This is a genomic window from Demequina pelophila, from assembly GCF_000971175.1.
Taxonomy (GTDB): domain Bacteria; phylum Actinomycetota; class Actinomycetes; order Actinomycetales; family Demequinaceae; genus Demequina; species Demequina pelophila.
In genome coordinates this window covers 58,487-82,906 of the sequence record NZ_BBLY01000007.1, presented here as the reverse complement: position 1 = coordinate 82,906, position 24,420 = coordinate 58,487, and the positions used below count along the sequence as shown (strand labels likewise).

Annotated in this window: 23 protein-coding genes; 11 read left to right on the top strand and 12 right to left on the bottom strand. The window is 72.7% G+C overall.

The window, feature by feature from the left end:
* Nucleotides 1–133: 133 nt before the first annotated feature.
* The 3 genes from valS to AOM03_RS10855 form a co-directional block, all read right to left on the bottom strand.
* Entirely contained in the window at nucleotides 134–2,953 is a 2,820-nt protein-coding gene (valS, locus tag AOM03_RS10865) for a valine--tRNA ligase (RefSeq protein ID WP_082092354.1), read from the bottom strand.
* 83 nt (nucleotides 2,954–3,036) lie between these two features.
* A complete protein-coding gene (locus AOM03_RS10860) occupies nucleotides 3,037–3,777 on the bottom strand; it encodes an anti-sigma factor (protein ID WP_082092368.1) in 741 nt (246 codons plus the stop codon).
* On the bottom strand, nucleotides 3,774–4,223 hold the full coding sequence (locus AOM03_RS10855) for an RNA polymerase sigma factor (protein ID WP_062381267.1): 450 nt from the start codon (nucleotides 4,221–4,223) through the stop codon (nucleotides 3,774–3,776). The genes AOM03_RS10860 and AOM03_RS10855 overlap by 4 nt, the downstream gene beginning before the upstream one ends.
* Nucleotides 4,224–4,330: 107 nt before the next feature.
* Here AOM03_RS10855 and AOM03_RS10850 point away from each other — a divergent pair, with 107 nt between their 5' ends.
* A complete protein-coding gene (locus tag AOM03_RS10850) occupies nucleotides 4,331–4,744 on the top strand; it encodes a carboxymuconolactone decarboxylase family protein (protein WP_062381265.1) in 414 nt (137 codons plus the stop codon).
* Nucleotides 4,745–4,749: 5 nt separating this feature from the next.
* On the opposite strand, the gene AOM03_RS10845 is transcribed toward AOM03_RS10850, so the two are convergent.
* Nucleotides 4,750–6,372: a cation:proton antiporter domain-containing protein gene (locus AOM03_RS10845; RefSeq protein WP_062381263.1), complete on the bottom strand. Its 1,623-nt coding sequence runs from the start codon at nucleotides 6,370–6,372 to the stop codon at nucleotides 4,750–4,752.
* Nucleotides 6,373–6,711: 339 nt separating this feature from the next.
* Here AOM03_RS10845 and AOM03_RS10840 point away from each other — a divergent pair, with 339 nt between their 5' ends.
* From AOM03_RS10840 to AOM03_RS12885, 3 genes are all read left to right on the top strand, one after another.
* Complete coding sequence (locus AOM03_RS10840; RefSeq protein ID WP_062381262.1) at nucleotides 6,712–7,098, top strand: phage holin family protein; 387 nt, start codon at nucleotides 6,712–6,714, stop codon at nucleotides 7,096–7,098.
* A gap of 117 nt (nucleotides 7,099–7,215) precedes the next feature.
* Complete coding sequence (locus AOM03_RS10835) at nucleotides 7,216–8,673, top strand: NAD(P)/FAD-dependent oxidoreductase (RefSeq protein ID WP_062381387.1); 1,458 nt, start codon at nucleotides 7,216–7,218, stop codon at nucleotides 8,671–8,673.
* A 13-nt stretch (nucleotides 8,674–8,686) separates the two neighbouring features.
* Nucleotides 8,687–8,830 carry a hypothetical protein gene (locus tag AOM03_RS12885; protein WP_169746429.1) on the top strand — a complete coding sequence of 48 codons (144 nt, stop codon included), beginning with the start codon at nucleotides 8,687–8,689 and terminating at the stop codon, nucleotides 8,828–8,830.
* A gap of 233 nt (nucleotides 8,831–9,063) precedes the next feature.
* Here AOM03_RS12885 and AOM03_RS10830 read toward each other — a convergent pair whose 3' ends face one another.
* Together AOM03_RS10830 and AOM03_RS10825 are read right to left on the bottom strand one after the other, a co-directional pair.
* On the bottom strand, nucleotides 9,064–10,704 hold the full coding sequence (locus AOM03_RS10830) for an alpha/beta hydrolase (RefSeq protein WP_062381260.1): 1,641 nt from the start codon (nucleotides 10,702–10,704) through the stop codon (nucleotides 9,064–9,066).
* A gap of 557 nt (nucleotides 10,705–11,261) precedes the next feature.
* Complete coding sequence (locus AOM03_RS10825) at nucleotides 11,262–11,459, bottom strand: hypothetical protein (protein ID WP_062381257.1); 198 nt, start codon at nucleotides 11,457–11,459, stop codon at nucleotides 11,262–11,264.
* A gap of 181 nt (nucleotides 11,460–11,640) precedes the next feature.
* Between AOM03_RS10825 and AOM03_RS10820 the strand changes: the two genes are divergently transcribed.
* Genes AOM03_RS10820 through AOM03_RS10810 form a run of 3 tightly spaced genes read left to right on the top strand, consistent with a single transcriptional unit; the run spans nucleotide 11,641 to nucleotide 14,221 of the window.
* Nucleotides 11,641–11,838, top strand: coding sequence for a hypothetical protein (locus AOM03_RS10820; RefSeq protein WP_062381256.1), 198 nt, complete (start codon nucleotides 11,641–11,643; stop codon nucleotides 11,836–11,838).
* Complete coding sequence (locus AOM03_RS10815; protein WP_062381254.1) at nucleotides 11,835–12,653, top strand: ABC transporter ATP-binding protein; 819 nt, start codon at nucleotides 11,835–11,837, stop codon at nucleotides 12,651–12,653. The genes AOM03_RS10820 and AOM03_RS10815 overlap by 4 nt, the downstream gene beginning before the upstream one ends.
* Nucleotides 12,635–14,221 carry a hypothetical protein gene (locus AOM03_RS10810; protein WP_062381252.1) on the top strand — a complete coding sequence of 529 codons (1,587 nt, stop codon included), beginning with the start codon at nucleotides 12,635–12,637 and terminating at the stop codon, nucleotides 14,219–14,221. The genes AOM03_RS10815 and AOM03_RS10810 overlap by 19 nt, the downstream gene beginning before the upstream one ends.
* A 52-nt stretch (nucleotides 14,222–14,273) precedes the next feature.
* On the opposite strand, the gene AOM03_RS10805 is transcribed toward AOM03_RS10810, so the two are convergent.
* The 4 genes from AOM03_RS10805 to AOM03_RS12880 all read right to left on the bottom strand — a co-directional run bounded on the left by AOM03_RS10805 (nucleotide 14,274) and on the right by AOM03_RS12880 (nucleotide 16,592).
* Nucleotides 14,274–15,533 (bottom strand): arginine deiminase, encoded by a 1,260-nt coding sequence (locus tag AOM03_RS10805; RefSeq protein WP_062381250.1) that lies wholly within the window; start codon nucleotides 15,531–15,533, stop codon nucleotides 14,274–14,276.
* A 74-nt stretch (nucleotides 15,534–15,607) separates the two neighbouring features.
* Nucleotides 15,608–15,832, bottom strand: coding sequence for a TM2 domain-containing protein (locus tag AOM03_RS10800; protein WP_062381249.1), 225 nt, complete (start codon nucleotides 15,830–15,832; stop codon nucleotides 15,608–15,610).
* Nucleotides 15,833–15,949: 117 nt separating this feature from the next.
* Nucleotides 15,950–16,327, bottom strand: coding sequence for a PH domain-containing protein (locus AOM03_RS10795; RefSeq protein ID WP_062381247.1), 378 nt, complete (start codon nucleotides 16,325–16,327; stop codon nucleotides 15,950–15,952).
* 94 nt (nucleotides 16,328–16,421) lie between these two features.
* Entirely contained in the window at nucleotides 16,422–16,592 is a 171-nt protein-coding gene (locus AOM03_RS12880; RefSeq protein WP_169746428.1) for a DUF8730 family Cys-rich protein, read from the bottom strand.
* A gap of 132 nt (nucleotides 16,593–16,724) precedes the next feature.
* On the opposite strand from AOM03_RS12880, the gene AOM03_RS10790 reads away from it, so the two are divergent.
* Nucleotides 16,725–17,135 (top strand): ribonuclease E inhibitor RraB, encoded by a 411-nt coding sequence (locus AOM03_RS10790; RefSeq protein WP_062381245.1) that lies wholly within the window; start codon nucleotides 16,725–16,727, stop codon nucleotides 17,133–17,135.
* On the opposite strand, the gene AOM03_RS10785 is transcribed toward AOM03_RS10790, so the two are convergent.
* The gene (locus AOM03_RS10785) at nucleotides 17,132–18,619 is read right to left on the bottom strand and encodes an MFS transporter (RefSeq protein WP_082092353.1); all 1,488 of its coding nucleotides are present in this window, start codon (nucleotides 18,617–18,619) and stop codon (nucleotides 17,132–17,134) included. The genes AOM03_RS10790 and AOM03_RS10785 overlap by 4 nt on opposite strands.
* Nucleotides 18,620–18,692: 73 nt before the next feature.
* On the opposite strand from AOM03_RS10785, the gene AOM03_RS10780 reads away from it, so the two are divergent.
* Nucleotides 18,693–19,367 carry an SDR family NAD(P)-dependent oxidoreductase gene (locus AOM03_RS10780; RefSeq protein WP_062381243.1) on the top strand — a complete coding sequence of 225 codons (675 nt, stop codon included), beginning with the start codon at nucleotides 18,693–18,695 and terminating at the stop codon, nucleotides 19,365–19,367.
* Nucleotides 19,368–19,394: 27 nt separating this feature from the next.
* On the opposite strand, the gene AOM03_RS10775 is transcribed toward AOM03_RS10780, so the two are convergent.
* Nucleotides 19,395–21,077 carry an esterase/lipase family protein gene (locus tag AOM03_RS10775; protein ID WP_062381241.1) on the bottom strand — a complete coding sequence of 561 codons (1,683 nt, stop codon included), beginning with the start codon at nucleotides 21,075–21,077 and terminating at the stop codon, nucleotides 19,395–19,397.
* Between the two features lie 110 nt (nucleotides 21,078–21,187).
* Here AOM03_RS10775 and AOM03_RS12755 point away from each other — a divergent pair, with 110 nt between their 5' ends.
* Together AOM03_RS12755 and AOM03_RS10765 are read left to right on the top strand one after the other, a co-directional pair.
* Nucleotides 21,188–23,290 (top strand): ATP-dependent helicase, encoded by a 2,103-nt coding sequence (locus AOM03_RS12755; protein ID WP_156157726.1) that lies wholly within the window; start codon nucleotides 21,188–21,190, stop codon nucleotides 23,288–23,290.
* A 126-nt stretch (nucleotides 23,291–23,416) separates the two neighbouring features.
* Nucleotides 23,417–24,349, top strand: coding sequence for a 5'-nucleotidase (locus AOM03_RS10765; protein ID WP_062381238.1), 933 nt, complete (start codon nucleotides 23,417–23,419; stop codon nucleotides 24,347–24,349).
* Nucleotides 24,350–24,420 lie beyond the last annotated feature (71 nt).

Sequence of the window (24,420 nt, the reverse complement as noted above, 5' to 3'; positions counted from 1 at the left end):
ACCATGAGCTACCCCTCAGACGCAGCAACCTCGCGAAACCGACCACCACCTACCCATTTCGGGAGGGGGCCTACCCGCGCGGGGACGGGCAGGGGATCGGTTCGCGAGGCTGCTGGAGCGTCGAGGGTCGGGGCTACGCCTCGCCCAGGACCACGTTCTCCGTGCGCATGACGTTGGGGTCCGCGATCTCGTCGGGGGCGCCGTCCGTGTTGACGAGTCCGTCCACGCCCGGCTCGAGGGCCGCCATCGCGTCCACGATCTGCATCGTGACCACGCGGCCGGCGGCCTTGAGGTCGGGCTCGGCGGCACGCACGGCCGCGACCTTGGCCTCGGGCACCAGCAGGTCCACCGACTCGATGGGCGTGCGCTGGGGCACCTTGGCGTCCGACTTGAGCTTGCGCAGCGCCGAGAGCGCCTCACCGGTGGCGGTGAGGAACGCGGCGCCCGAGAGCGCGGAGGAGACGGGGGAGGAGACGGGGGAGGAGGCGGAGGCGGGGGAGGAGGCCCCGGCCCCACCACCCACGGCCTCGCGCAGCGGCGCCGACTCCGGCCACGGGGCGCGGTGGATGGAACCCGAGCGGAACCACGACCACACCTCCTCGGTCGCGAAGGGCAGCACCGGCGCGAACAGGCGCAGGAAGGTGTCGAGCGCGAGCGTCAGCGCGGCACGCGCGGAGGCGGCCTCCGGCGCGCACGGCGCCAGCGGGTCGATCGCGGCACCCGGCGCGGCGCCATCGTAGGCGCGGGCCTTGACCAGCTCCACATAGTCGTCGCAGAACGTCCAGAACAGCGTCTCCGCGACCTCGAGCGCACGCGTGTGGTCGTACGCCTCGAGCGCCGCGGTGGCGGCGTCCACCACGTCGGCGAGAGCGCCGAGCATGGCCTGGTCGAGCGGCTCGGTCACCGGCGCGGCGGTGACGTGCGCCGCGGCGTCGATCCCGGACTCGAGCGACTCGTTCGCCGCCGTGGAGATCCCGGTCGCGCCCAGCACGAACTTCGAGGCGTTGAGGATCTTCATCGCGAGGCGACGGCCGATCTTCATCTGGCCCTCGTCGAACGCCGCGTCGGTGCCCAGGCGCGCCGCGGCGGCCCAGTAGCGCACCGCGTCCGAGCCGTGCTGCTCGAGCAGGCCCATGGGCGTGACCACATTGCCCTTGGACTTCGACATCTTCTTGCGGTCGGGGTCGAGGATCCAGCCGGAGATCGCGGCGTGCTTCCACGGCAGGCAGCCGTGCTCGGCGTGCGAGCGCACCACGGTCGAGAAGAGCCAGGTGCGGATGATGTCCTGGCCCTGGGGGCGCAGGTCCATGGGGAACGTCGCGGCGAACAGCGCCGGGTCGTCGCGCCAGCCGCACACGATCTGCGGGGTGAGCGAGGACGTCGCCCACGTGTCCATGATGTCCTTCTCGCCGGTGAAGCCGCCGGGCACGTCGCGCTGGTCTGCGCTGTAGCCCGCGGGGACATCGGTGGACGGGTCGACGGGCAGCGCGTCCTCGGACGGCACCAGCGGGTGGTCGTAGTCGGGCGAGCCGTCCGCGAGCACCGGGTACCAGACGGGGATGGGCACGCCGAAGAAGCGCTGGCGCGAGATGAGCCAGTCGCCGGTGAGGCCCTTGACCCAGTTCTCGTAGCGCACGCGCATGAAGTCGGGCTCGAAGCCCAGCTCCGCGCCGCGCGCCACCAGCGCCTCGTTGAGGTCCGCGTCGGTGCCGCCGTTGCGGATGTACCACTGGCGGGTGGAGACGATCTCGAGCGGCTTGTCGCCCTTCTCGAAGAACTTCACCGGGTGGGAGATGGTGCGCGGCTCGCCCTCCATGAGGCCGGCCTCGACCAGCATCTCGACGATGCGCTTCTGCGCGGAGAACACGGTGAGCCCGGCGATCTCGGCATACGCGGCCAGGCCCTCCTCCGAGGTGATCCCGGCCGGTGCATCGGCCAGGATCCTGCCGTCCCAGCCGACCACCGGGCGCGTGGGCAGGCGCAGCTCGCGCCACCACGTCACGTCGGTGATGTCGCCGAAGGTGCAGATCATCGCGATGCCCGAGCCCTTGTCCGGCTGCGCGAGGTGGTGGGGGACGATGGGCACCTCGACGCCGAACAGCGGCGTGCGCACGTGCTTGCCGAACATCGGCTGGTAGCGCTCGTCGTCCGGGTGCGCCACGAGCGCCACGCACGCGGCGAGCAGCTCGGGGCGGGTGGTCTCGATGTACACCGAGCCGTACGAGCCGGTGGCCTCCTCGAGGTCCGCGGCGGGCTCGAACGCGAGGCGGTGGTAGGCGCCGGGGCGGTCGCGGTCCTCGAGCTCGGCCTGAGCGACCGCGGTGCGGAAGGTGACGTCCCACAGGGTGGGGGCCTCGGCCTGGTAGCACTCGCCGCGCGCGAGGCCACGCAGGAACGCCTGCTGGGCGACCGCCTGCGACGACGGGGAGATGGTCTGGTATGTGCGCGACCAGTCGACGGACAGGCCCAGGTGGCGCCACAGCGCCTCGAACTGCTGCTCGTCCTGCTCGGTGAGCTCCTCGCACAGCTCCACGAAGTTGCGGCGCGAGATGGGCACCTGGTCCGCGGCCTTGACGGACTTGGCCCCGCCCGAGTGCGGGGGCACGAAGCCCTCGGTGTACGGCAGGGACGGGTCGCAGCGGACGCCGTAGTAGTTCTGCACGCGGCGCTCGGTGGGCAGGCCGTTGTCGTCCCACCCCATGGGGTAGAACACCTCGCGGCCGCGCATGCGCTGGTAGCGCGCCACCACGTCGGTGTGCGTGTAGCTGAACACGTGGCCCACGTGCAGCGAGCCCGAGACCGTCGGCGGCGGCGTGTCGATCGAGTAGACCTCCTCGCGGGTCTTCGACGCGTCGAAGCGGTAGGTGCCCTGGGCCTCCCACGCCTCGTTCCAGCGGTCCTCGAGTCCGTCGACGGTGGCCTTGTCAGGGATGCGAGAAGTCATGGGGGACATTGTTCCATTCCGCCCGCCCGCGGGCGGCACCTGCGGTCCCAGGGACGATGCGCGGGTCGCCCGAGGACGATGCGCCGGTCGCCTCAGTCGTCGCCGACCGGTCGGGCGAGGTCGACCTCCGCGACGACGTCGGTGGGCGCGCCCGACCCTCCCTCGGGCTCGGTCGACAGCACGATGGCCGTCGCGCCGGTGAGGTCCGCGAGCCACGCCGCCGCCCAGCTCCCGTCCGGGGTGCGGACCGCCTGCGGACCGGCGGTGACCTGGTCCGCGCCGCGCACCCACAGCTGGTAGGTGCGTCCCTCGGCGGGCTCGGGCAGGTCGCCGCCGAGCGCGACGCCGTCGAGCTCCTCCCCGCCCACCGCGCGCGAGACCCACACGGACGCGTCGCCGATCGCGTAGTCGACCCGGTCCGCGGCCGTGCGGATGCGGTCGTGGTCCGAGCGCGCCTCGACGACCGGCGGCCGGTTGAAGTCGTCGATGACGGTCACCGTGCCGATGATCACGCCCGCGGCCGCCAGCACCAGTCCCGCCCCGATCGCGACCCGGGTCCACCCGGGGCGAGGCGGCGCGCCGCCGGGCACCTCCTGCTCCGTGGCATCGACCGCCGCCCGGATGCGCGTGGCGAGGCCGTCGGGAGTGGCGAGAGAGCCGCCCGGGGCGACCGGCGCATCGTCCCCCGCCAGGAGGGCGACGCCGGGGGAGAGCGCGACCAGGTGCCGCCGGCAGGCGGCGCAGCCGCGCAGATGCGTCTCGAAGGCCTCCGCTCGCCCCGGAGGCAGCGCGCCGAGCGCGAAGGCGCCCGCGTGGTCGTGCGGCTCCATCATGGGCGCGTCCCCGCGAGGGCGGCGAGGGCGCCGCCGAGCCGCAGCGCGACCGTGTCGGCGTCCGTGTCCAGCCGGCGCGCGGCCTGATCGACCGTGAGGCCGCCGGCCCAGCAGGCCTCGAGCGCCTCGCGCTGCGGCACGGGCAGGCGGGCGAGGGATCCGCGGGCCGCGTCGGGCAGGGGGAGGGGGCCGCCCGCCCGCTCGGCCCGGGCGAACCGGTGGGCGAGGGCGAGGACCCAGGCCCGCGCATCGGCCGGGGATTCCAGCGCGGGGGCGGACCTCCAGGCCTCGACGAGGGCGCGCTCGGCGGCGCGCGCGGCGGCGTCGGGGTCGCCGCAGACGGCCAGCGCGTGGGACCAGGCGGCCGGCAGCGTCGCGTCGATGACCCGGTCGAACGCGCGGCGGTCGCCGCGGCCCGCGGCCTGCAGCGCTGCGTCGACGTCCACCGTGTCATCCTCCCGACCGGTAGGAACAGCGGCAAGGGCGCGGGGCTTCCCGCACGCCTCCCGCACGCCTCCCGCATCCTGCGGCGCGGCCGGAATAACCTCGTCCCATGCGGGCCCAGGTCGCGGGGGAGGTGCTCAAGGAGCTCGAGGCGCTCGACGCGCACGCGGGCTCCGTGCTCGACCCGCGCCTGCGCGACATGATCCGGCTGCGGGTCTCCCACCTCAACGGCTGCACGCACTCGGTGCGCCTCCACTCCGAGTCCCTCGCGATGGAGGGCGTGCGGCCCGACGTGATCGCGGCGCTCGCGCGGCCGGTGCTGCTCTCCCGTGACGGGCTGCTCACGCACGGGGAGTCCGCCGCGCTGCGCCTGGCCGAGGTGCTCACGGACCCGCCGCGCGGGCTCGAGCCGCAGGCGCGGGCGAGCGCGGGCCGGTTCTTCAACCCGGTGCAGATGGGCGCGATCGTCGAGGCGGTCGCGCTGACGAACGCCTGGAACCGGGTGCTGCGCGGAACCGAGTAGCGGGGTCAGGAGCCGCGCGCGTCGCCGTCGCTCGCGAGCCGGACCATGAGGTCCGCGGCCTCGTGCACCCCGACCACCACCCGGGAGGCGCCCTGCTCCGTGAGGTACTCGATGTCGCGGCGGCCGTGGCCCCGCGCCAGGATCGCGACGCGCGGCGCGAGCGCGCGTGCGGTCGCGGCGATCGCGCCCGCGTTGAGGGGGTCGGGCACGCTGATGAGCACCGCCCGTGCCGTCGCGATGCCCGCGGCCGTGAGCACGCCGTCGCGCGAGCCGTTGCCCAGGATCGCCTCGTGGCCGGACTCGCGCACCGCCTCGACCCGGCGCTCGTCGTCGTCGACCACCACCACATCGACCCCGCCGTCGCGCAGCCCGCGCGCCGCGCGCCGGCCCACGCGCCCGTGGCCCACGACGATCACGTGGCCGCGCGCCTCCGCGGTGAGCGGGCGCTCGCCCCCGTGGCGCTTGCGCGTCGCGCGCTCCACGACGACGAACAGCAGCGGGTTGACGATGATCGACAGGATCGCGGCCGCGAGCACCAGGTCCTGCGCCTCGCCGGGGAGGACGTCGAGGTCCGCGCCGAGCGTGACGAGGATGAAGGAGAACTCGCCGATCTGCGCGAGCGAGGCGGCCACGACGAGCGCCATCGACCGCGAGTACCGCATCGCGCGGACCAGGGCGAACGCGACGATGCCCTTGCCCAGGATGATCACGGCCACCGTGGCGACCAGCGCGAGCGGGCGCTCGAGGACGATGCGCGGGTCGACGAGCATGCCCACGGAGACGAAGAACAGCACCGCGAAGGCGTCGCGCAGCGGCAGCGAGTCCTCCGCCGCCCGATGCGACAGCTCGGACTCCCGCAGCACCATGCCCGCGAAGAAGGCGCCCAGGGCGAGCGAGACGCCGAACAGCTGAGCGGCGCCCACCGCGACGCCCAGGCCGATCGCGAGGACGGCGAGGGTGAAGAGCTCGCGCGACCCCGCATCGGCCACCCGGGCGAGCAGCCAGGGAATGGCGCGCGTGCCCACGATCAGCATGATCGCCGCGAACCCGCCCACCTTGACGAGCGTCCAGGCGAGCTCGCCGGCCACGGCGCCCGCGGTGGCGCCGTCGGTGGCGAGCACCGGCACCACGACGAGGGCGAGCACCATCGCCAGGTCCTCGACGATGAGCCAGCCGACCGCGATGTGTCCGGCGCGCGTGTCGAGCAGCTGTCGCTCCTCGAGCGCGCGGAGCATCACCACCGTCGACGCCACCGACAGCGCGAGCCCGAACAGCAGCGATGCGTCGAGCGACCAGCCCAGCGCGAGGCCCAGGCCGGTGCCGAGCGCCGTGGCGACGGTCATCTGCGCGATCGCGCCGGGGAGAGCGACCTTGCGGACGGCGAGCAGCTCGCGGAAGGAGAAGTGCAGGCCCACGCCGAACATCAGCAGGATCACGCCGATCTCGCTGAGCTGGGTGGCCAGGTCGACGTCGCCCACGTAGCCGGGCGTGTAGGGCCCGATCATCAGGCCCGCAGCGAGGTAGCCGACGATGGGCGACAGCCGCGCCTTCTGCGCCGCGAACCCGAGCACGAAGGCCGCCACCAGGCCCACGCCGATCGTCATGACCAGCGGCGCATGATGCAGCATGTCGCGAATCTACCGGACGGCACCGACGCCCCGGCAGGCTCGCGGCGGGCGCGGGGCGGGCGCGGGGCGGGCGCGCGGCCGACAGCCGGCCGCCCTCCGACCGACGCCGAATCGTGACCCGATTTGTGGCACTCTGCGACCCCTCATCGCACGTGTCGTGGGTTAGAGTCCTAGGCAACAGGTCCCGTAGTGCGCGGCCGGTGGTCCCTGCCGGCCGAGGGTGCGCGGGTGGTTCCCAGCCTCGAGGGCGCGTCGCGCTGGACGCGCCCTCGACGCACGTTTCCGGCATCGCTCGCCCATCCCGCGCGCGCTCCGTTGCACCGGCGTAACGTCAGGTACATGGTGAGATTCCTGGTGAGTGCGGCGATCTTCCTCGGGTCGGCCGCGTTGGGTCTGTGGATCACGGCGATGGTCCTCGACGGCTTCACGATCACGGCGACGGGCCTGGTGGTCGCCACGGTGATCTTCGCGGTGCTGCAGAGCCTGCTGTCCCCGTTCATCCTCAAGATGACGGCCAAGTACGCCTCCGCGTTCACGGGCGGGGTGGGCCTGGTGTCGACGTTCGTGTCGCTGCTCCTGACCTCGCTCCTCGCCGACGACCTGCAGATCGACGGCGTGAGCACGTGGGTCTTCGCGACGGTGCTCGTGTGGCTCGTCACGGCGCTCGCGACGCTGCTCCTGCCGCTCATCTTCCTGCGCAATCAGGCGGAGAAGCGCAAGGGCTGAACCCGTGCATCGTCCCGTGGCGGGGCGGTGGTGAGGCATACCCCGAGGGGTATAGAGTGGTAACGAGGGACCGTCAATGGGGACGGTCCCCGCAGATCAGCGAGGAAGGTGATCGACATGGCCCGCGTGGTCGTCCTCGGCGCCGGCGTGTCCGGGCACACCGCCGCCCTCTACCTGCGCAAGCTGCTCCCGCGCGAGCATGAGGTGGTGGTGGTCAATCCCAAGCCCACCTACAACTGGATCCCGTCCAACATCTGGGTGGGCGTGGGACGGATGGCGCCGGAGAAGGTGGTGTTCGACCTCGCGCCGGTCTACAAGAAGGCGGGCGTCACGTTCGTGCAGGGCAAGGCCTTCGCGCTGTGGCCCGAGGGGGATGAGGCCGATGCGCGGCCCGCCGTGGAGATCGAGCACACCTCTCCCGGACGGGACGGGGAGACCGAGAGGCTCCGCTACGACTACGTCATCAACGCGACCGGCCCCAAGCTGAACTTCGGCGCGACGCCGGGGCTCGGGCCGGACGGCGGCCACACGGTCTCCGTGTGCACGCCCGATCACGCGACGGAGGCCTCCGCCAGGCTCGCGGCGCTCACGGAGGTGCTGCGGACGCGCAAGCAGACCGTGGTGATCGGCGTGGGCCACGGCACGTGCACCTGCGAGGGCGCGGCGTTCGAGTACACGTTCAACGTCGAGCACGAGCTGCGCGAGGCGGGCGTGCGCGACAACGCGGACATCGTCTACCTCACCAACGAGAACGAGCTGGGCGACTTCGGCGTGGGCGGCATGCAGTTCGAGCAGAACGGCTACCGGACCTCGTCGCAGCTGTGGACGGAGTCGCTGTTCCGCGAGCGCGGCGTGCGCGCCATCACGGGTGCGGCCGTCACCTCGATCGACCCAGGCGTCATCCACTACGACCAGCTCGACGGGTCCCACAACGACCTCGCCTACGACTTCGCCATGCTGCTGCCGCCGTTCAAGGGCAACGACTGGAAGGCGTTCGACCGTGCGGGCGAGGACATCACGGGCACGGTCTTCGCGCCGTCCGGGTTCCTCAAGGTCGACGCCGACTACACCGCCAAGCCCTACGAGGAGTGGACGGCGAAGGACTGGCCGCGCACCTACCAGAGCCCCGCGTACCCCAACGTGTTCGCGGTGGGCATCGCGTTCGCGCCCCCGCACCAGATCTCCCAGCCGCGCAAGACGCCCGACGGGGTGCCCGTCGCGCCGTCGCCGCCGCGCACCGGCATGCCGTCGGGGACCATGGGCAAGGTGGTCGCCAAGTCGATCGCGGACATGATCGTCAAGGGGGCCGAGGCTCCCACCCACTCCGCGTCGATGGCCGAGATGGCCGCGGCGTGCGTCGCGTCCGCCGGCCACGGCATGCGCACCGGCACGGCCGCCGCGATGACCATGAGCCCCGTGGTGCCCGACTGGGAGAAGTACCCCGAGACGGGGCGCGACCTCAAGGCCACCCGCGGCGAGATCGGGTTGTCCGGCCACTGGGTGAAGCGCATGCTCCACACCCTGTTCATCTACAAGGCGAAGGCCCGCCCGGGCTGGACCTGGATCCCGGAGTGATCGGAGGCCTGTGATGGATACCACCGACGAGCGCATCTCGAACGCGCCGCTGCCCACGCGCGAGGAGCTCAAGCGCCGGCGCAACCCGTTCTTCCAGCTGCTGAGGTTCATCGGCACCTCGTGGACCATGTGGAGGCTCGCGCAGAAGCATCACTAGGCGGGGTGGTGCGTTCGGTGGGTGCGTGCGTGTGCACACCTCCGGTCCGGGTGCTCCCGCGGTTCGGGCGCTCCCGCGGTTCGGGACAGTGAGGACCGCTTCTGAGGCGTTCCTGCGCGCTGCGGGACACTCTGGACCGGTGCTGCAGGGGTGCCGCGGTCCTCAGCGTCCCGCAGGGCGCACGGAGGGCGGTTCGGCGGTCCTCAGTGTCCCGAGCCCGGTGACCGGCGCCCTCAGTCGCCCAGTTGCTCCAGCAGTGAACGCTGCTCGGCGGCCCGCTCTTCGAGGTGGGCCGCCAGCGCGGTCGTCTGGGCGTCGGTCCAGCCCTCCGGGTTCGTCACCGCGACCCAGCACTCGAGGTTGGAGGTCGCGGAGTACATGTGCCCGAAGCCCTCCGGCACCGAGCCTGCTCCGGGCATGTCGAGCAGGGTCTGCCAGCCCGTGATGAGCGGGAACCACTGCATCGTGTCCGAGACTCCCGGTGCGCGGTCGCCCTCCAGCCACGCGGGCTCCCGGTAGAACGCGGTGGGGTGGAAGAACACCACGGGGTCCGAGCCGTGCTGGAGGTACACCACGCGGGTCTCGCCCCAGGTGGCGGTGGGCTCGGACAGGGTGTTCTCGGCGCCGGTGAAGCGGACCGTCCGGCCGTCCGAGACGACCGGGAGCCACGCGGGGGAGCCGGCGTCGCGGCCCGCGGTGAGCTCGTTGTGCAGCGGGTTGACGAAGGGCGGGCCGGACATGAACGCGCCGTCGATGGGCTCGTTGATGATGTCGATGCCGCCCAGCACGGACTCGACGCCGTACGAGCCCAGCGACAGCCCGTACAGGTAGAGCTCGGGGCGGTCGTCCTCGGGGAGCGCGGCCCAGTGGTCGTGCACCGTGCGGAACACGGTGAGCGAGGCCTCCTTGACGGCGGCCTGGTCCGCGAGCAGCGAGATCCAGCTGGGCAGGTACGAGTACTGCAGGCCCGCGATGGCGGTGTCGCCGTCGAAGAGGAATTCGAGCGAGTCGACTGCATTGGGTTCGAGGAACCCTGTGCCGGTGGTGGTCCCGAGCACCAGCGCCTGGCGCTCGAACGCGCCGGTGCGCACCAGCTCGTCGAGCAGCAGTCGGGCGCGATCCTCGACGGTGTCCGCGGACTTGAGCCCCACGTAGACCCGGATCGGCTCGGTCGCGCCACCCCCGGACCAGTCGTCCAGCTCGTCGGTCGTGGGTCCCGAGGACACGAAGCTGCGTCCCTGGCGCCCCAGGTCCTCCCACGCGACCAGCGACCCCGTCCCACCGGATCGCAGCGCGGAGTCGACGGGCTCGACGCCCGCCTTGTCCTCGCCGTCGCGCACGGAGAAGACCGCGTTCGACACGGTGAAGAAGCCCTGCACCAGCAGGCCGGTGGCGAGCAGCCACAGCAGCAGCAGGAGTCCGCCGGTCGCGAGCGTGATCGCGAGCCGCCGGGGGAGCCAGCGGTCGAGCGTGTCGCCGGCCCAGCGGAACAGCGTGCGCAGCGCGCGCGAGACGATCAGCAGCAGCGTCGCCACGAGCACGCCCACGCCGATGACGATGGGCCACGCCGTGGGGTGCAGGTCCTCCATGCCGAAGGCGATGCGCGTCTCGTTCTGCCAGCCCACCCACCGCCAGATGCCGATCGACAGGTTGATCGCGATCCACGCGAGGAAGAGCCCGACGACGATCTGCCGCGCCCGACCCTTGAGGTCGGGGATGCCCAGGTAGTTCCACACGTAGTGGGTCGCGGCGCCGATCCCGTAGCCCACGATGAACGACACCCCCGACGCGACCCCCTGCACGGCCGGCACGCGGGGCAGCAGCGACGGCAGCAGCGAGATCGACACGAACATCGCCGCGAACACGAGTCCCACCCCGGAGAAGCTCGGCTCGAGGATGCGCGGGGGGCGGGGGCGGCCGCGGCGCAGGCGGACCCGCTCGCTGCGCGGCGGGTGTTCGTAGGTGCGCCGGGGGCGGCGTCGGGCGCGCTCGGTTGACCGGCGCGCGCTTGACCGGCGCGCGCTCGACCCGGCGCGCCTGCGGAGTCGGCGCGGCCCGCCCGGGTCCGCCGGGCGCCCGGGGGCCGTGGTCGCGCCCCCCGCACCCGCATCGGCCTCCGTCTCCACGGCGCCTCCTTCCCCTGCGCTCGACTGTATCCGCGAAACCCTGGGCCGGGGGAGGGCGGGGCCGCGCGCCCGGATTTGTGGTCGGGTACACGAATCGGGCCGATGCGGGGCCTCCTGGTCGCGCTCGCGCACCCGGTCGGGGCTATTGGTCGAGTGTCGAGACCTGGGACCGAGCACACTTGGTTACGGTTCGGTAACCAGGGCGGATGGCGGCTACCAGGCGCGCTACCGTCGTGGGCGTGCGGTCACAACGGCGTGAGCGCACCTCAACGTGAGTGGGATCTGAGGCGGGGACCCGGCCCCCTTCAGCACCCCGGATCCGTGGGCGCGCACGCCGGCGCGAGCGATGGGCCGGGCGCGGACCCCTCTGGGTCGAGCCGCCCTCCCGCGAGCCACCACAGCAGCGTCGCGCCGCCGAGCACCGCCACGGCCGCCCCGATCCACAGCCATCGGCCGACGGCGAGCATCAGCACGCAGGCGTGGTGCTCGGGCGTGCGTTGCATGGTCGGCCCCCTTCTGCGATGGTCGCGCGGCCCGCGCGAAGGTGCAAGCCCCGCGGCCGCATTCGACTGCGCGATGCCGCGGGTGCGGGGCGCGGTTGGTGTCCGTGACCTCGGTCCCTGCGCATCGGGGCATCGGCGCGTCAGGATTATTGGATAACACCAAGTGATGCGGAGGGCTCCCATGTCTGACTCGACCGGCACCAACTCGACCAAGTGGCTCCTCTTCGTGGCGCTGGGCTTGTTCGTCGCCGTCACCATGGGCCTGGACACCGATTCCTCGATCGACGTGTACGGACACGCGATCAACCCGTGGGTCGTGTACTGCGGCCTGTACCTGGTGGGCGTGCTCGCCGGCTGGGCCAGCCGCTCGCGGCGATGACGTCCGACCGGAGCGAGGCCACTGGGGTCGAGTCCACCCGAGCCGATGCAACGGTCGCCCCGGCCGTCGCGGTCAGGGGTCTCGCCAAGGCCTTCGGCGACACGCGCGCCGTCGACGGGATCGATCTCTCGATCCCCGCGGGCTCGTTCTACGGCATCGCCGGCCCCAACGGCGCGGGCAAGACCACCGCGATCCGCATGGTCATCGGCGCGCTGCGCCCCGACGCCGGCAGCGTCGTGGTCGACGGGGTGTCCGTGTGGCCGGACGCGCGCGAGGCTAAGCGCCGCGTGGGCTTCGTCGCGGACAACCCGCCCCTCTTCGAGAGGCTGACCGGCCGCGAGATGCTCGAGTACGCGGGCCTGCTGCACGGGCTGGCGCGCGAGGACGTGGCGCGGCGCACCGCCGAGCTGCTGCGCATCCTGGACCTCGAGGACGCCCAGGACAAGCTCATCGTCGACTACTCGCTGGGCATGACCAAGCGCATCGGCCTCGCCGTGGCGCTGCTGCACTCGCCGCGCGTGCTGGTGCTCGACGAGCCATTCGGCTCGCTGGACCCCGTCAACACGCAGGTGATGGAGGAGATGCTGCAGCGCTACCGCGCCGGCGGCGGCACCGTGGTGTTCTCCTCGCACGTCATGGACGTGGTGGAGCGGCTGTGCGACCGCGTGGTGGTGATCGCTGACGGGCGCGTCCGCACCGAGGGCGCCGTGTCCGAGGTACGCGGCGACGCGCCCACGCTGCAGGACGCGTTCGTGCGGCTCATCGGCGCGCGCGATCTCGACGAGGGCGAGTTGGCATGGTTGCAGTCCTCGTAGGGCTCCGCCGCGCGCTGCAGCGCGGGGCTCGCGAGGGCACCGCGACGCGCGTCCTCATCTGGATGGGGCTCGTGGCCGCGGGGCTCGGGGGCTTCGCCCTGGTCGCCTTCCTTGGATGGAACGGGGCCGCGCCGGGCACGACCCACCTGGTCCTCCCGGCCCTCCTGTCCGGAATCCTGGTGTGCTGGCTCCTGCTGCCCCTGGCCGCGCCGCAGTTCGCCGATCAGACGGTGGACCCGGCGCGCCTCGAGATGTTCCCGCTGACCACCAGGGAGAAGGTCGCCGGGCTCGCCGCCGGCGCCGTGCTGTCGCGCACCGCGCTGCCGACCTTCCTCACGGTGTGCGGCCTCGCCGTCGTCGCGGGTGCCCCGCTCTGGGCGCGCCTGCTCGTGCCGGTGCTCGCCGCCCTCTACACGGCCGTGTGCGTCATCGCCTCGCGGACCGTGCAGGCGACGCTCGCGCGTTTCGCGTCCTCCCGCCGTGGCCGCGACGTGGGTGTGATCCTCGCCGCGGCCTTCACCCTCGCCGTCTACCTGGGCTCGCAGGCCCTGGGCGGCGTGACCGGGGAGGCGGTGGCCGCGGCCGAGCGCGCCGGCGCCGGCGGCTGGCTCGCGTGGACGCCGGGCGGCGTCACGGCGCGGGCGGTCACCGAGGCGGCCGACGGCCCCGCGGCCGCAGCGATCGCCGTCGTGGTGTTGGCCGCGTGCGTCGCCGCGCTGCTGGGCTCGTGGGTCCTGGTCTTCGCGCGCCGCGAGTCCGGCAGCGGGGGAGGCGGCCGCTCGCGCGGGCGCCGGACCGATGCGGAGTCTGGTCCGCGCCTCGCCCTCGTCCCGTGGTGGATGCGGCCGCTCGAGGCGCTCGCCACGGGCCCCGACGCGCGCGTCGCGCTCGCCGCGGCCGCCCAGCACGTGCGCTACCTGTGCTTCCGTCACGCGACCGCCGCGCAGCGCCTCGCGATGGCGGCGGTGCTGGGCGGCGTGATCTGCTTCCCGATGGCCGGGGACGGCGACCTCGTGGGAGGCGCGCTGGGCTTCTGCGCCTATGCGGCGCTGCAGGTGGCTATGCCGGTCTTCGGCTTCGACGGCCCCGGCATCACCTACCTGGACGCGGCGGCCGGTCGCGTGCGGCCCGTGCTGTGGGGCAAGGCGCTCGTGTCCACCGCGCTGGTGTGGATCATGGGCGCCGTCTACGTGGTGGTTCTCGCGGCGGTGAGCGGGAACTGGGCGGGACTCGCCTCCGGCCTGGTCATGGCGGGCGCGGGCTCGGCGTGGGCGTGCGCCGTCGCCGTCGGGGCGGGCGTGTTCGCCCCCGTCGATGTCACCCGCAAGGCCACGAACATGGGCAGGGTCTTCGGCTCGCTGACCCTGGTGCTGCTGGCTGGCGGCCTGGGGGTGGCGGTGCTCGGAATCGGCACCTGGGCGCTCGGCTTCTACGTGCCCCCGCTCGTGGCGGCCTTCATCGCGCTCGCGGTGGCGGCGGGTGGTGGGGCGCTGCTGCTGCGCGCCCACGCGGCCCGCGCCGAGCGGGACTTCGCACGCGTCGCGGCGGCGATCCCCGCACCGGCCTGAGCGCGGGGGCGCCGGCCGCACGATGCGGACCGTCGCGGCGCGCGACCGACGCTCAGGCGTCGCGGAGCAGCGGCTGGGTCATGCAGTGGGCGCCTCCGCGGCCCCGTCCCAGCTCGGCTCCGACGATCTCGAGCACCTCGACGCCGGCCTTGCGCAGCTCCGTGTTCGTGTGGGTGTTGCGGTCGTACGCGACCACCACGCCGGGCTCGAGCGCGAGCAGGTTGTTGCCCGAGTCCCACTGCTGGCGCTCGGACTCGTAGCGGTCGCCGCCGGTCTCGATGAGGCGCAGCTGGGGCAGCCCCAGCGCGTCCGCGACCACCTCGGTGAACGGCTTGTCTTCGCGCGTGACGTCCAGGAACGTGGGCGCCGGCGCCTCGCGGATCGTGAAGGTCTCGATGCGGTCGACCAGGCCCGGGAACACCGTGGCGATGTCGCGGTCCGCGAGGGTGAACACCGTGTCGAGGTGCATCGCGGCGCGCAGGCGCGGCATCTTCGCGACGATCACGCGCTCCGCGCCCTCGGCCATGAACAGCTCCATGGCGAGCTGGGTGATCGCCTGGCGCGAGGAGCGCTCGGACATGCCGACCACCACGGTGCCGTTGCCGATGGGCATGACGTCGCCGCCCTCGAGCGTCGCGAGCCCGCTGGGCAGCTCGGGGTCGCCCCACCAGACGTTCACCGCGTCGGCGAAGTCGGGGTGGAAGGTGTAGACGGCCTTCATGACGAGCGTCTCGGCGTGACGGGCCGGCCAGTACAGCGGATTGAGCGTGACGCCGCCGTAGATCCAGCTGGTGGTGTCGCGCGTGAAGAGCGTGTTGGGCAGCGGCGGCAGCAGGTAGTCGCGCATGCCGGTGGACTCGCGCACCAGCTGGATGCCCGGCGGGGAGAAGTCGCGCGGCAGGTCGGTGGTGCTGAGGCCGCCCAGGATGTAGCGCGCGAGCGTCGCGCTGTCGAGCTCGCCCAGGTAGGTGCGGATGTCGAGCGCGAGGCCCAGCCCCACCTCGTCCGGCGTGATCTTGCGGTCGAGCAGCCAGTCGCGCGCGTGCGGGATGGCGAGCGTCTCCGCGAGCAGCTTGTGCAGCTCCTTGACCTCGATGTCGCGCTCGCGCATGAGTTCGACGAAGGCGGCGTGGTCGCGCTCGGCGTTCTCCACCCACATCACGTCGTCGAACAGCAGGTCGTGGCAGTTGCGCGGGGTGAGGCGCCGGTGCGCCAGCCCGGGGGAGCAGGTGAGGACGGTGTGGAGGCGGCCCACCTCCGAGTGCACGCCGTACTCCGGCATGGTGATGGGCGGGGCAAGCGGCTCGGGCATCGTCGTCTCCGGGTCGGGTTCAGGCAACAACGAACCTAGCAGGGGACGATGCCCGGGCCGGCTTTCGCTCCCGGCTACCGGATCCCGGCGGCGCGCTGGGCGTTCACCGTGCGCACCTGGCCGGGGATGGTGAACAGGTCCACCAGCCAGCCGATGCCGAACAGGCCGAAGGTGAGCAGCCACAGGATGCCGCGGCCGATCTTGCCCAGGTAGAAGTGGTGGATGCCCCAGATCCCGAGGAAGAACCACAGGATGTAGGTGATCGCGGTGTCCTTGGGCGGAAGCGGGGTGGCGTACATGGCGGTCTCCAAAGCGTCGGGGCGGGACTGGTGCCAGCCTAGGCGCGCCCGGGTGCGCCCACCCTGGGGGAAGCCCCCCAATCGGGGCGGGGGAGTGCATCGTCCCCCGTCGATCTCCTAGCCCAGGACGTAGTGGCCGATGAGCTTCGAGAGGTACGCGACGTCCGTGTTGCCGGCGAACTCGAACTTCACCTTGCCGACGGCGGAGAAGTAGACCTCGAGCTCGGCGTCGCGGTCGAAGGTGCCGGCGGTCTCCACGGACCACGTCTGGATCTTGTTGTACGGCAGGGACGTGAAGTCCTTCTTCTTGCCGGTGACGCCCTGGACGTTGAGGGCGATGATGCGCTTCGAGGTGAAGACCACCATGTCGCGCATGCCGCGGAAGGACATCATCACCTGCTCGCCGTCGAGGAGGAGGTGGGCGAACTGGGAGTCGGCGGAGGCGTTGTCGACGTGGGAGAGCTTGGCGAAGGACGGGTTCTGGAAATCGATCATGCTTCCAGCGTAAAGACAGGGCCCGACATCCTGATGGGATGCCGGGCCCTGCGGAGGGGGGAGTGCGGGAGCGTGGACCCGCCTTGTCGCGCGGTCAGCGCGAGAAGATCGAACCGAAGATCGAGTTGAAGGACCCCGCGCTCGACTTTTGCTCGCAGGAGCAGCGCTGGTCCTGGGCGACGCCCGCCAGGGCCTGCTCGACGTGGTTGCCGCAGCCGGTCCAGGTGGCCTTGCCGCACTGGTTGCAGGTGATGCGAGAGCACATGGGGATTCTCCTGAGAGGTCGTTGGTCGCGGCCGGTCTGCCGCACGTGGAACACCGTAGCACATACCCGGGGGGGTATGTCTAGAGGGCCGGTCCCGGGTTTCCGGGCGCCGCCGGCCGGTAGCGTGAGGCCATGGGTTTCCTGTCGAAGTTGACCGGTCGGTCGCGCCGTCGCGTCCCGCCATACGACCTCTACGCCGCCGACGCCGAGCAGCTCGCGGCGCTGGCCGCGCGCGGCGCGGACGTGGGCGCGCCGCGCGAGTCCGAGTTCTTCCTGAGCTTCACCTCCGAGCCGCGTGCCCGCGCCGCCGCCGACGAGCTCCGGTCCGCGCGCGTCACGCACGAGTTCGTCGAGCCCAGCCACGACATCCCCGAGTGGATGATCTTCGTGCGCGGGTTCCGCAAGCCGCTGGTGCCCGACTTCCTGCGCGAGACCATCGACCTGTGCGAGGACCTGGTCGCCCGCCACGGCGGCGAGTACGACGGCTGGGCCGGCCTGCTCACCGACGAGGAGAAGGGCCCCGACTCGGAGTCGATCGTCTAAGACTCGTCGGGGCGTCGCGCGCCCTCCGATGACCCGGATTCCTGCCCTTTCGCGTCGTTCCGTATCCCCGCCCAGGCGAGCGTGCCCCCCGCGACCAGGAGCGCCGCCGTCACCACGGTGGCGCGGTGGAAGCCCGCGAGGTCGAGCTCGCCGCCCACGATGGTGCCGATCAGCGCGACGGTGATGAGCCCCGCGATGCGCGCGATCGCGTTGTTGACCGCGCTCGCGATGCCGGATCGGGCCGGTTCGATCGCGCCGAGCACCGCGGCCGTCAGCGGTGCGACGGTGACGGTGAGTCCCGCGCCGAGCGCGAGGATGCCCGGGAGCGCCTGGGTGGCGTAGGCGAAGTCGGTGTCGACGGCGAGCAGCAGCAGGGCGCCCGCCGCCATGATCAGGGGGCCGGCGGTCATGAAGGCGCGGGGGCCGCGGCGGCCGGCGAGGGCGCCGATGCGGGAGCTGCCCAGGATCATGAGGACGGTGATGGGCAGGCTCGCCAGCCCCGCCTGGGTGGCGCTGAGCCCGGCACCCTGTTGGAGGTAGACGCCCAGGACGAAGCCGTTGAGGGCGAGCGCCCCATAGACGAACGTGGTGGCCGCGTTGCCCCACCCGAAGTTGCGGACGCGGAACATCGCAAGTGGAAGCATCGGGTGCGCGGTGCGGGACTCGTGCCACAGGAAGCCGGCCAGGGCCGCTGCGCCCGTGGCCGCGCTCGCGGCGACGAGCGGGTGGCCCCAGCCCAGGCGCGGCTGCTCGATCAGCGCGAGCACGGCCGCTCCCAGGCCGAGCGAGCACAGCAGTGCCCCGGGCAGGTCGACGCGGGCGCGGGGCATCGCGCGCGACGCCTGTGTCGCGGGCGACGCCTGTGGCGCGAGCGACGGGCTCGGCGCGGTGAGCCCGCGCAGGAGCGCCAGCGTGACGGCGATGGGAAGGATGTTGATCGCGAACGCCCAGCGCCACGACGCGAGGTCCGTCAGCAGCCCGCCCAGGACCGGCCCCGCGACGAAGGCGCCGGTGGTCGCCGCGGTCCAGGTTCCGATCGCTCGCGCCTGGTCCGCGCCGCGGAAGGTGCTGGTGATGAGTGCGAGGCTCGACGGGACCAGCAGCGCGCCGGCGACGCCCTGCGCGAGGCGCGCGCCGATCAGCACCTCCGCGGTGGGGGCGACCGCGATCGCGAGCGACGCCGCTCCGAACCCGAGCAGCCCCAGGCGCAGGATCCGCACGCGCCCGAACGCGTCCGACAGGGCGCCGGCCACCAGGATGAAGGCGCCGAGCGTGATGAGGTACGCGTCCACCACCCACTGCTGGGTGGAGACGCCGCCGCCCAGCTCGCGCTCGACCGCCGGGAGCGCGACGGTGACGATGCTCCCGTCGAGGAACGCGACGAAGCTCGCGAGGATCGCGATGGTGAGGATGCGGCGCTCGGCGGCCGTGGCGCGTGACGCGTCGTCGCCCGATTGCCTGCCGCCCGCGGGCGCCTCGCTCATAGGGTCACGGTAGGTCGGAAGGCGGGGCCGGCGCCCGCTAGGGTCGGAGCAACTCGACGGAGAGGACCTCCCCATGGCGACGTTGGCGATCATCGGAGCGGGACCGGGCCTGGGCGCCGCGGTGGCCCGCAGGTTCGGCCGGGAGGGCTACGCGGTCGCGCTGATCTCCCGCGATCAGGACAAGCTCGACCGGCTCGCCGCCGAGCTCACGGACCAGGGCGTCACCGCGCGGGGCTTCGCCGCCGACGTGCGCGATGGTCGGGCGCTCGAGGAGGCGCTCGCGGCCGCCGGCGAGGCGCTCGGCCCCGTCGCCGTCCTGCAGTACAGCCCGCTCCCGTCGCGCGACTACCTGAAGCCCGTGCTCGACCTCACCCCGGAGCTCGCACTCGAGGCGCTGCGCTTCTCCGCGCTGGGCCTCATCCACGCGGTGCGCGCCGTGCTGCCGGGGATGCGCGCCCGGGGCGAGGGCAGCATCGTCCTCATCAACGGGGGCACGTCGATCCAGGCGCGGCACGGCTTCGCCGGCACCTCCGTCGCGTTCCCGGCCGAGTCCGCGTACGGCGAGATGCTGCACGACGCCCTCGCGGACGAGCCGGTGCGCGTCCATCAGCTGGTCATCCCGGGCGCCATCCCGAAGCTCCAGGTGGAGAACGGGATCGACGGCGTGGCCGAGCGCATCTGGGCGCTGCACGCCTCGGACGGCGGCTTCCGCGAGATGCTCATCCCGCTCGAGGACGGGCGGGAGTAGCCGCCGCACGGCCGGGAGCAACGGCCCTCACGCCTCCGTGATCTCGAGGCGAAGCCGCGCTCGGTCGCCCAGGACCCCGTCGCGCGCGGCCCGCGGCAGCGGCACCTCGGCGACCCAGCCGGGGAAGTCGAGCGGGGGAGTGCCGCTCGGGTCGTAGGACGCATTGGGACCCGGGATCTCGGAGGCCCATCGCGCCCAGGCGACCAGTCCATCGTCCCCTGCGGGACCCACGTCGACGATGAGCGAGTCCTCCCAGTCCGCCACCTGCTCGAGGTGGCCGCCCATCCCCAAGAAGCCGCCCGTCTCGGTGAGGCGGAACACGCGCATGCGCAGGGCGTAGCGGCTCAGGCCGGAGTCGGGGGCCGCCCGCGGGTCGCGCGGCACCGGCCCGGGATGGGTGGTGGACGATGCTCGGCTCCGGTCCCGATTGAACCTTGCCTTCCCGAGCAGGTAGACGCTCGCGAGGGGCACGGGCGTGTCGGCGGTGTCCGTGTCCGTGAGGTCGGCACCCGCGGTGAGCGCCGCGATGCGCCGGCGCAACTGCTCCTCGGTGAGCTGGATGGGGCAGTGTTTGTCGACCGACTGCTCGTGGAGGATCACGGGCAGGCCGCGGACGGTGACCTGGACGTCGGCCTGCCAGAAGGAGTCGAGGTCCGGACGGTCGAACTCGGCGCCGCCCTCGAGCCTCGCCAGCCGCTGCCGCAGCTGCTCGAGCGACAGCCCCGCCAGCGAGTCCTCGTGCGTGAAGTCCACGCCCACCAGGTGCACGCGCACCCGCCACTTCGCGAACAGGAAGCGGCGCAGGTTCTGGTAGGCCTCCTCCGAGTTGACCAGGCCGTACGAGCCCGAGTGCGCGCGGTGGACGAACGCGCGCGGCGCACCCTTGACGTACGCGTTCTCGATGCGCACCAGGCCGTCCGACTTCACCCCGATGGCCTTGCGCGCGAGCCCGTAGTCGGACGGGTTGGTGCCCACCACGCAGAACGCGCGGTCGGACGGCAGCGCCTCCTCGGGCATCACCTGCGGGTCGTAGTCGCCGGTGTCCTGGGCGGCGGGCGCGAGGAACTCGTGCATGTTGGCGCGCGCGAACATCTCCGAGCCGAAGATGCCCACGTGCTCGTTGAGCAGGTCCGCCAGCGCGAAACGGGTCTCGATGCCGCCGTGCGGGGTGCCCATGGTGAGCAGCTTGGCCACCGTGTCCGGCCCCGCGTCGCGCACGGCGCCGTCCTCGCGGGGCGTGCCGCACACCGTCTGCAGCATCGACCGGCACACGAGCCCGCCCATCGAGTGGGCGACCAGGTAGACCGGCGGGCGCCCGTGCACCCGGTCGCGGATGAGCTCGATGAAGTCGTACAGGCCCAGCGCGGCCGCGCGCAGGTCGAAGACGTCCGGGTTGGCGCCGCCGAAGGTGCGCGAGTGCAGGTCGTAGAAGCGGTACACCCAGATGGACGCCGGGTCGAGCGAGTTCGCGCGCGCCCGCTGCAGGGTCGCGTGCTGGTCGCCGCGGACGATCAGGTCGTAGCCCTCGTCGATCATCAGCCGCAGCAGCGGCGACTCGAACTGATGGAACAGCGGCTCGCCGTCCCCGCCCACCCGCACCACGGTGGAGCCCTTGTTGAAGCCGTAGAACGCATCGTCCACCGCCGTGTCGATGCCCGCCGGCCCTCCCGCGTAGCCACGCACATACACCACCGGGTAGCGGTCGTCCATGGTGCCCCCTTGCCTCGCCCGCGCTTCCACCTTCCGCCCCTCCGGGCGGGGTCGCAACCGGGGACGATGCACGGGCGGGGGTGTCGGTCCCCGCGCCTACAGTGGTGGGCATGGTGGAGAGCGCGGCGCAGGGCGGGGTGTTCGAGGACCTCAACCCCGCGCAGCGCGAGGCCGTCACCACCGGCGCGAGCCACAACCTGGTGCTCGCGGGCGCCGGGACGGGCAAGACGACCACGATCGTGGCGCGCATCCGCCACCTCATCCGCCAGGGCGCCTCGCCCGAACGGATCCTGGCGATCACGTTCACGCGGCGCTCGGCCGCGGAGATCAGGTCGCGCGTCCAGGGGGAGGCGGCCCGCGCATCGTCCCAGGTCTCTGCCATGACCTTCCACGGGTGGGCGATGCGGGAGGTGCGCGCCGCCCCGGACGTGTTCGGGTACGAGGGCTGGAGCGTGCTCGACCAGGACGATCAGGCGCAGGTCATGCGCGGCGTGCTGGGGCGCGGCAAGCGCGTCGAGGGGCTCAAGGCGTCGCAGATCATCGACCTGGTGTCCTTCGCGCGGAACACGCGGGTGCCGCTTGCGCAGGCGATCCGCGCCAAGCATCCCGACCAGACCATCGACGTCAAGGCCGTCGCGACCGTGGTGCGCGCGTTCGAGGAGCGCAAGAAGGAGCGGCGCTACCTCAACTACGACGACATCCTCACGATCTTCGCGGCCCGGCTCGCCGACCCGGAGGTCGCGGCGTGGGTGGGATCGCGGTACGACGAGGTCCTCATCGACGAGATGCAGGACACCAACCCGCTGCAGTGGCAGATCATCGACCCGCTGGTGCCGCACACGCGCTTCTACTGTGTGGGCGACGACGCGCAGTCGATCTACGGCTTCCGCGGCGCGGACTTTGAGTCCATCCACTCGTTCCGCGACCGCGTGCCCGGCGCGCGCGTGCTCAAGCTCGAGGACAACTACCGGTCCACGCAGGAGATCCTGGACGTCTCCAACTGGCTGCTCGACCGCTCGCCGCTGGGCTACGACAAGCACCTGCGCGCCGTGCGAGGGCGGGGCGCGAGGCCGGAGCTGCACTCGTTCGAGACGCCGCAGGACGAGGCCGGCTGGATCGCCGCGGAGATGCTCCGCGCCCACGGCGACGGCCGGCCGTGGGGGACGCACCTGGTGCTCACGCGCACCAACTACTCCGGGCGCGCGATCGAGGCGCGGCTGGTGGAGAACGAGATCCCGTACGTGTTCTTCGGCGGCGTGAAGCTGCTCGAGAGCGCGCACGTGCGGGACGTGCTCGCGGCGCTGCGGGTGGTCGCGAATCCGGACGACGAGGTCGCGTGGATGCGGCTGCTCACCCTGGTGCCGCGCGTGGGGGACCGGACCGCGGTGCGCGCGTTCGACGCGGTGCTGGACGCGCGGGCCGCCGGGGCGTCGGCGCGGGAGGCGCGGTCCGTGGGACTGGCCTCGCTGCCCGCGTGGCTGCGCGACGGCCTCGACGCGATCGAGGACGCGAGCGCCCGGGTGGACGATGCGGTGGGCCGGGCCGCCGCGATGCTCCAGCCCGTCCTGGCCCACAAGTACCGCAACGAGAACTGGGAGGCTCGCGCGCGCGACCTGGTGCATGTCGAGCGGCTCGCGGCGTCGCGGTCCTCCATCCTCGAATTCATCGAGGAGTACCTGCTGTCGCCGGTGTTCACGTCCGAGCTCACCGCGGAGGACCGGACCACGGATCACGTGATCCTGTCCACGGTGCACTCGGCGAAGGGTCTCGAGCGGGACTGGGCGTTCTGCACCGGGGTCTCGGCGGGGGCGTACCCGTCGCCGCGCGCGCTGGGCGACGAAGCCGAGGTCGAGGAGGAGCGGCGCGTGCTCTACGTGGCGCTCACGCGGGCCAAGGACCGGCTGATCATCACGCGATCCGTGGTGCACACGCCGGTGCGGGCGTGGGTGGGCGGCTCGGCCGGGGTGGTCGAGGCCGAGGACGCGTACTTCCTGGGAGGCCTGCCCGAGACGCTGGTGAGCGAGGTGGCTCACTGGGCTCCGCGGCCGCCCCGGCCGGTGCTGGGGCGGGGTGGGGCTGGTGGCTCGGGTGCGGGTGGCCCGGGGGCTGGCGACTCGGGTGCCGGCGGTCCGGGTGCCGGCGAGGCGGGGGCAGCTCGGCCCGCGCCGGCCGAGATCGACCTGGGCGTCGACCTGGGGGATGTGGACTGGTAGCAGGTCGCACCGATCCCGGCGTCGAGGCCGCGCGCGGGAGGAGGCCCCGCATCGTCCATTGGCGCCCCGGGCCGTGCGTCGCTACCGTGTGGAGGCGCACCGCCCGCTCATGTTCCCGGAGGACCCATGCCCGCCTACAGTCTCGAGGGCCGGCTGGTCGTGGGCGTGGCGTCGTCGGCGCTGTTCGATCTGACGGAGTCCGACGCGTACTTCCGCGAGCACGGCGAGCGTGCCTACGCTGAATACCAGGACCGTCACGTCGACGTGCCGCTCGAGGGCGGTCCGGCGTTCCCGTTCATCAAGCGTCTGCTGCAGCTCAACGACCTGCGTCCGGCGGACCCGGTGGTCGAGGTGATCGTGCTGTCGCGCAACGACGCCTCGACGGGCATGCGCGTCATGCGGTCGATCGAGCACCACGGGCTCGACGTGAAGCGCGCGATCTTCACCCAGGGGCGCGCGCCGCTCGACTACATCGAGGCGCTGGGCATGAGCCTGTTCCTCTCGCAGCACCGCGAGGACGTGCTCGCCGCCGTCCGCGCCGGGCACCCGGCGGGTCACGTGCTGCCCTCGACCGCGGACTACGACGACGCCGACCGCTCGCTGCGGATCGCCTTCGACTTCGACGCGGTGCTCGCCACGGACGAGTCCGAGCGCGTGTACCGCGCGGACGGGATCGAGGGCTTCACGGCCAACGAGGTCGCCAAGCGCGACGTCGCGCACGCGCCCGGGCTGCTCAAGCCGCTGCTCGAGGACCTCAACCGCATCCAGCGCTTGGAGCAGGAGCGCCAGGGCCTGGACCCGTCGTATGAGCCGCGGGTGCGGATCGCGCTGATCACCGCGCGGGGCGCCCCGGCGCACGAGCGCGCGGTGCTGTCGCTGCGGAGCTGGGGCGTGACGGTCAACGACGCGTTCTTCCTGGGCGGCGTCGAGAAGGCCAAGGTGCTCGCGGTGATGCGCCCGCACGTGTTCTTCGACGACCAGGACGGTCACCTCACGGGCGCGCTGTCGCACGCCGCCGGGGTGCACGTGCCGTACGGCGTCGCGAACGAGGTGGCGTAGGAGGCCGCTGCGCGGGACCAGGGCGGGACCTGGGTCCTGGGCGCCGGAGGCGCTTTGCCCGGTTGTGGCGG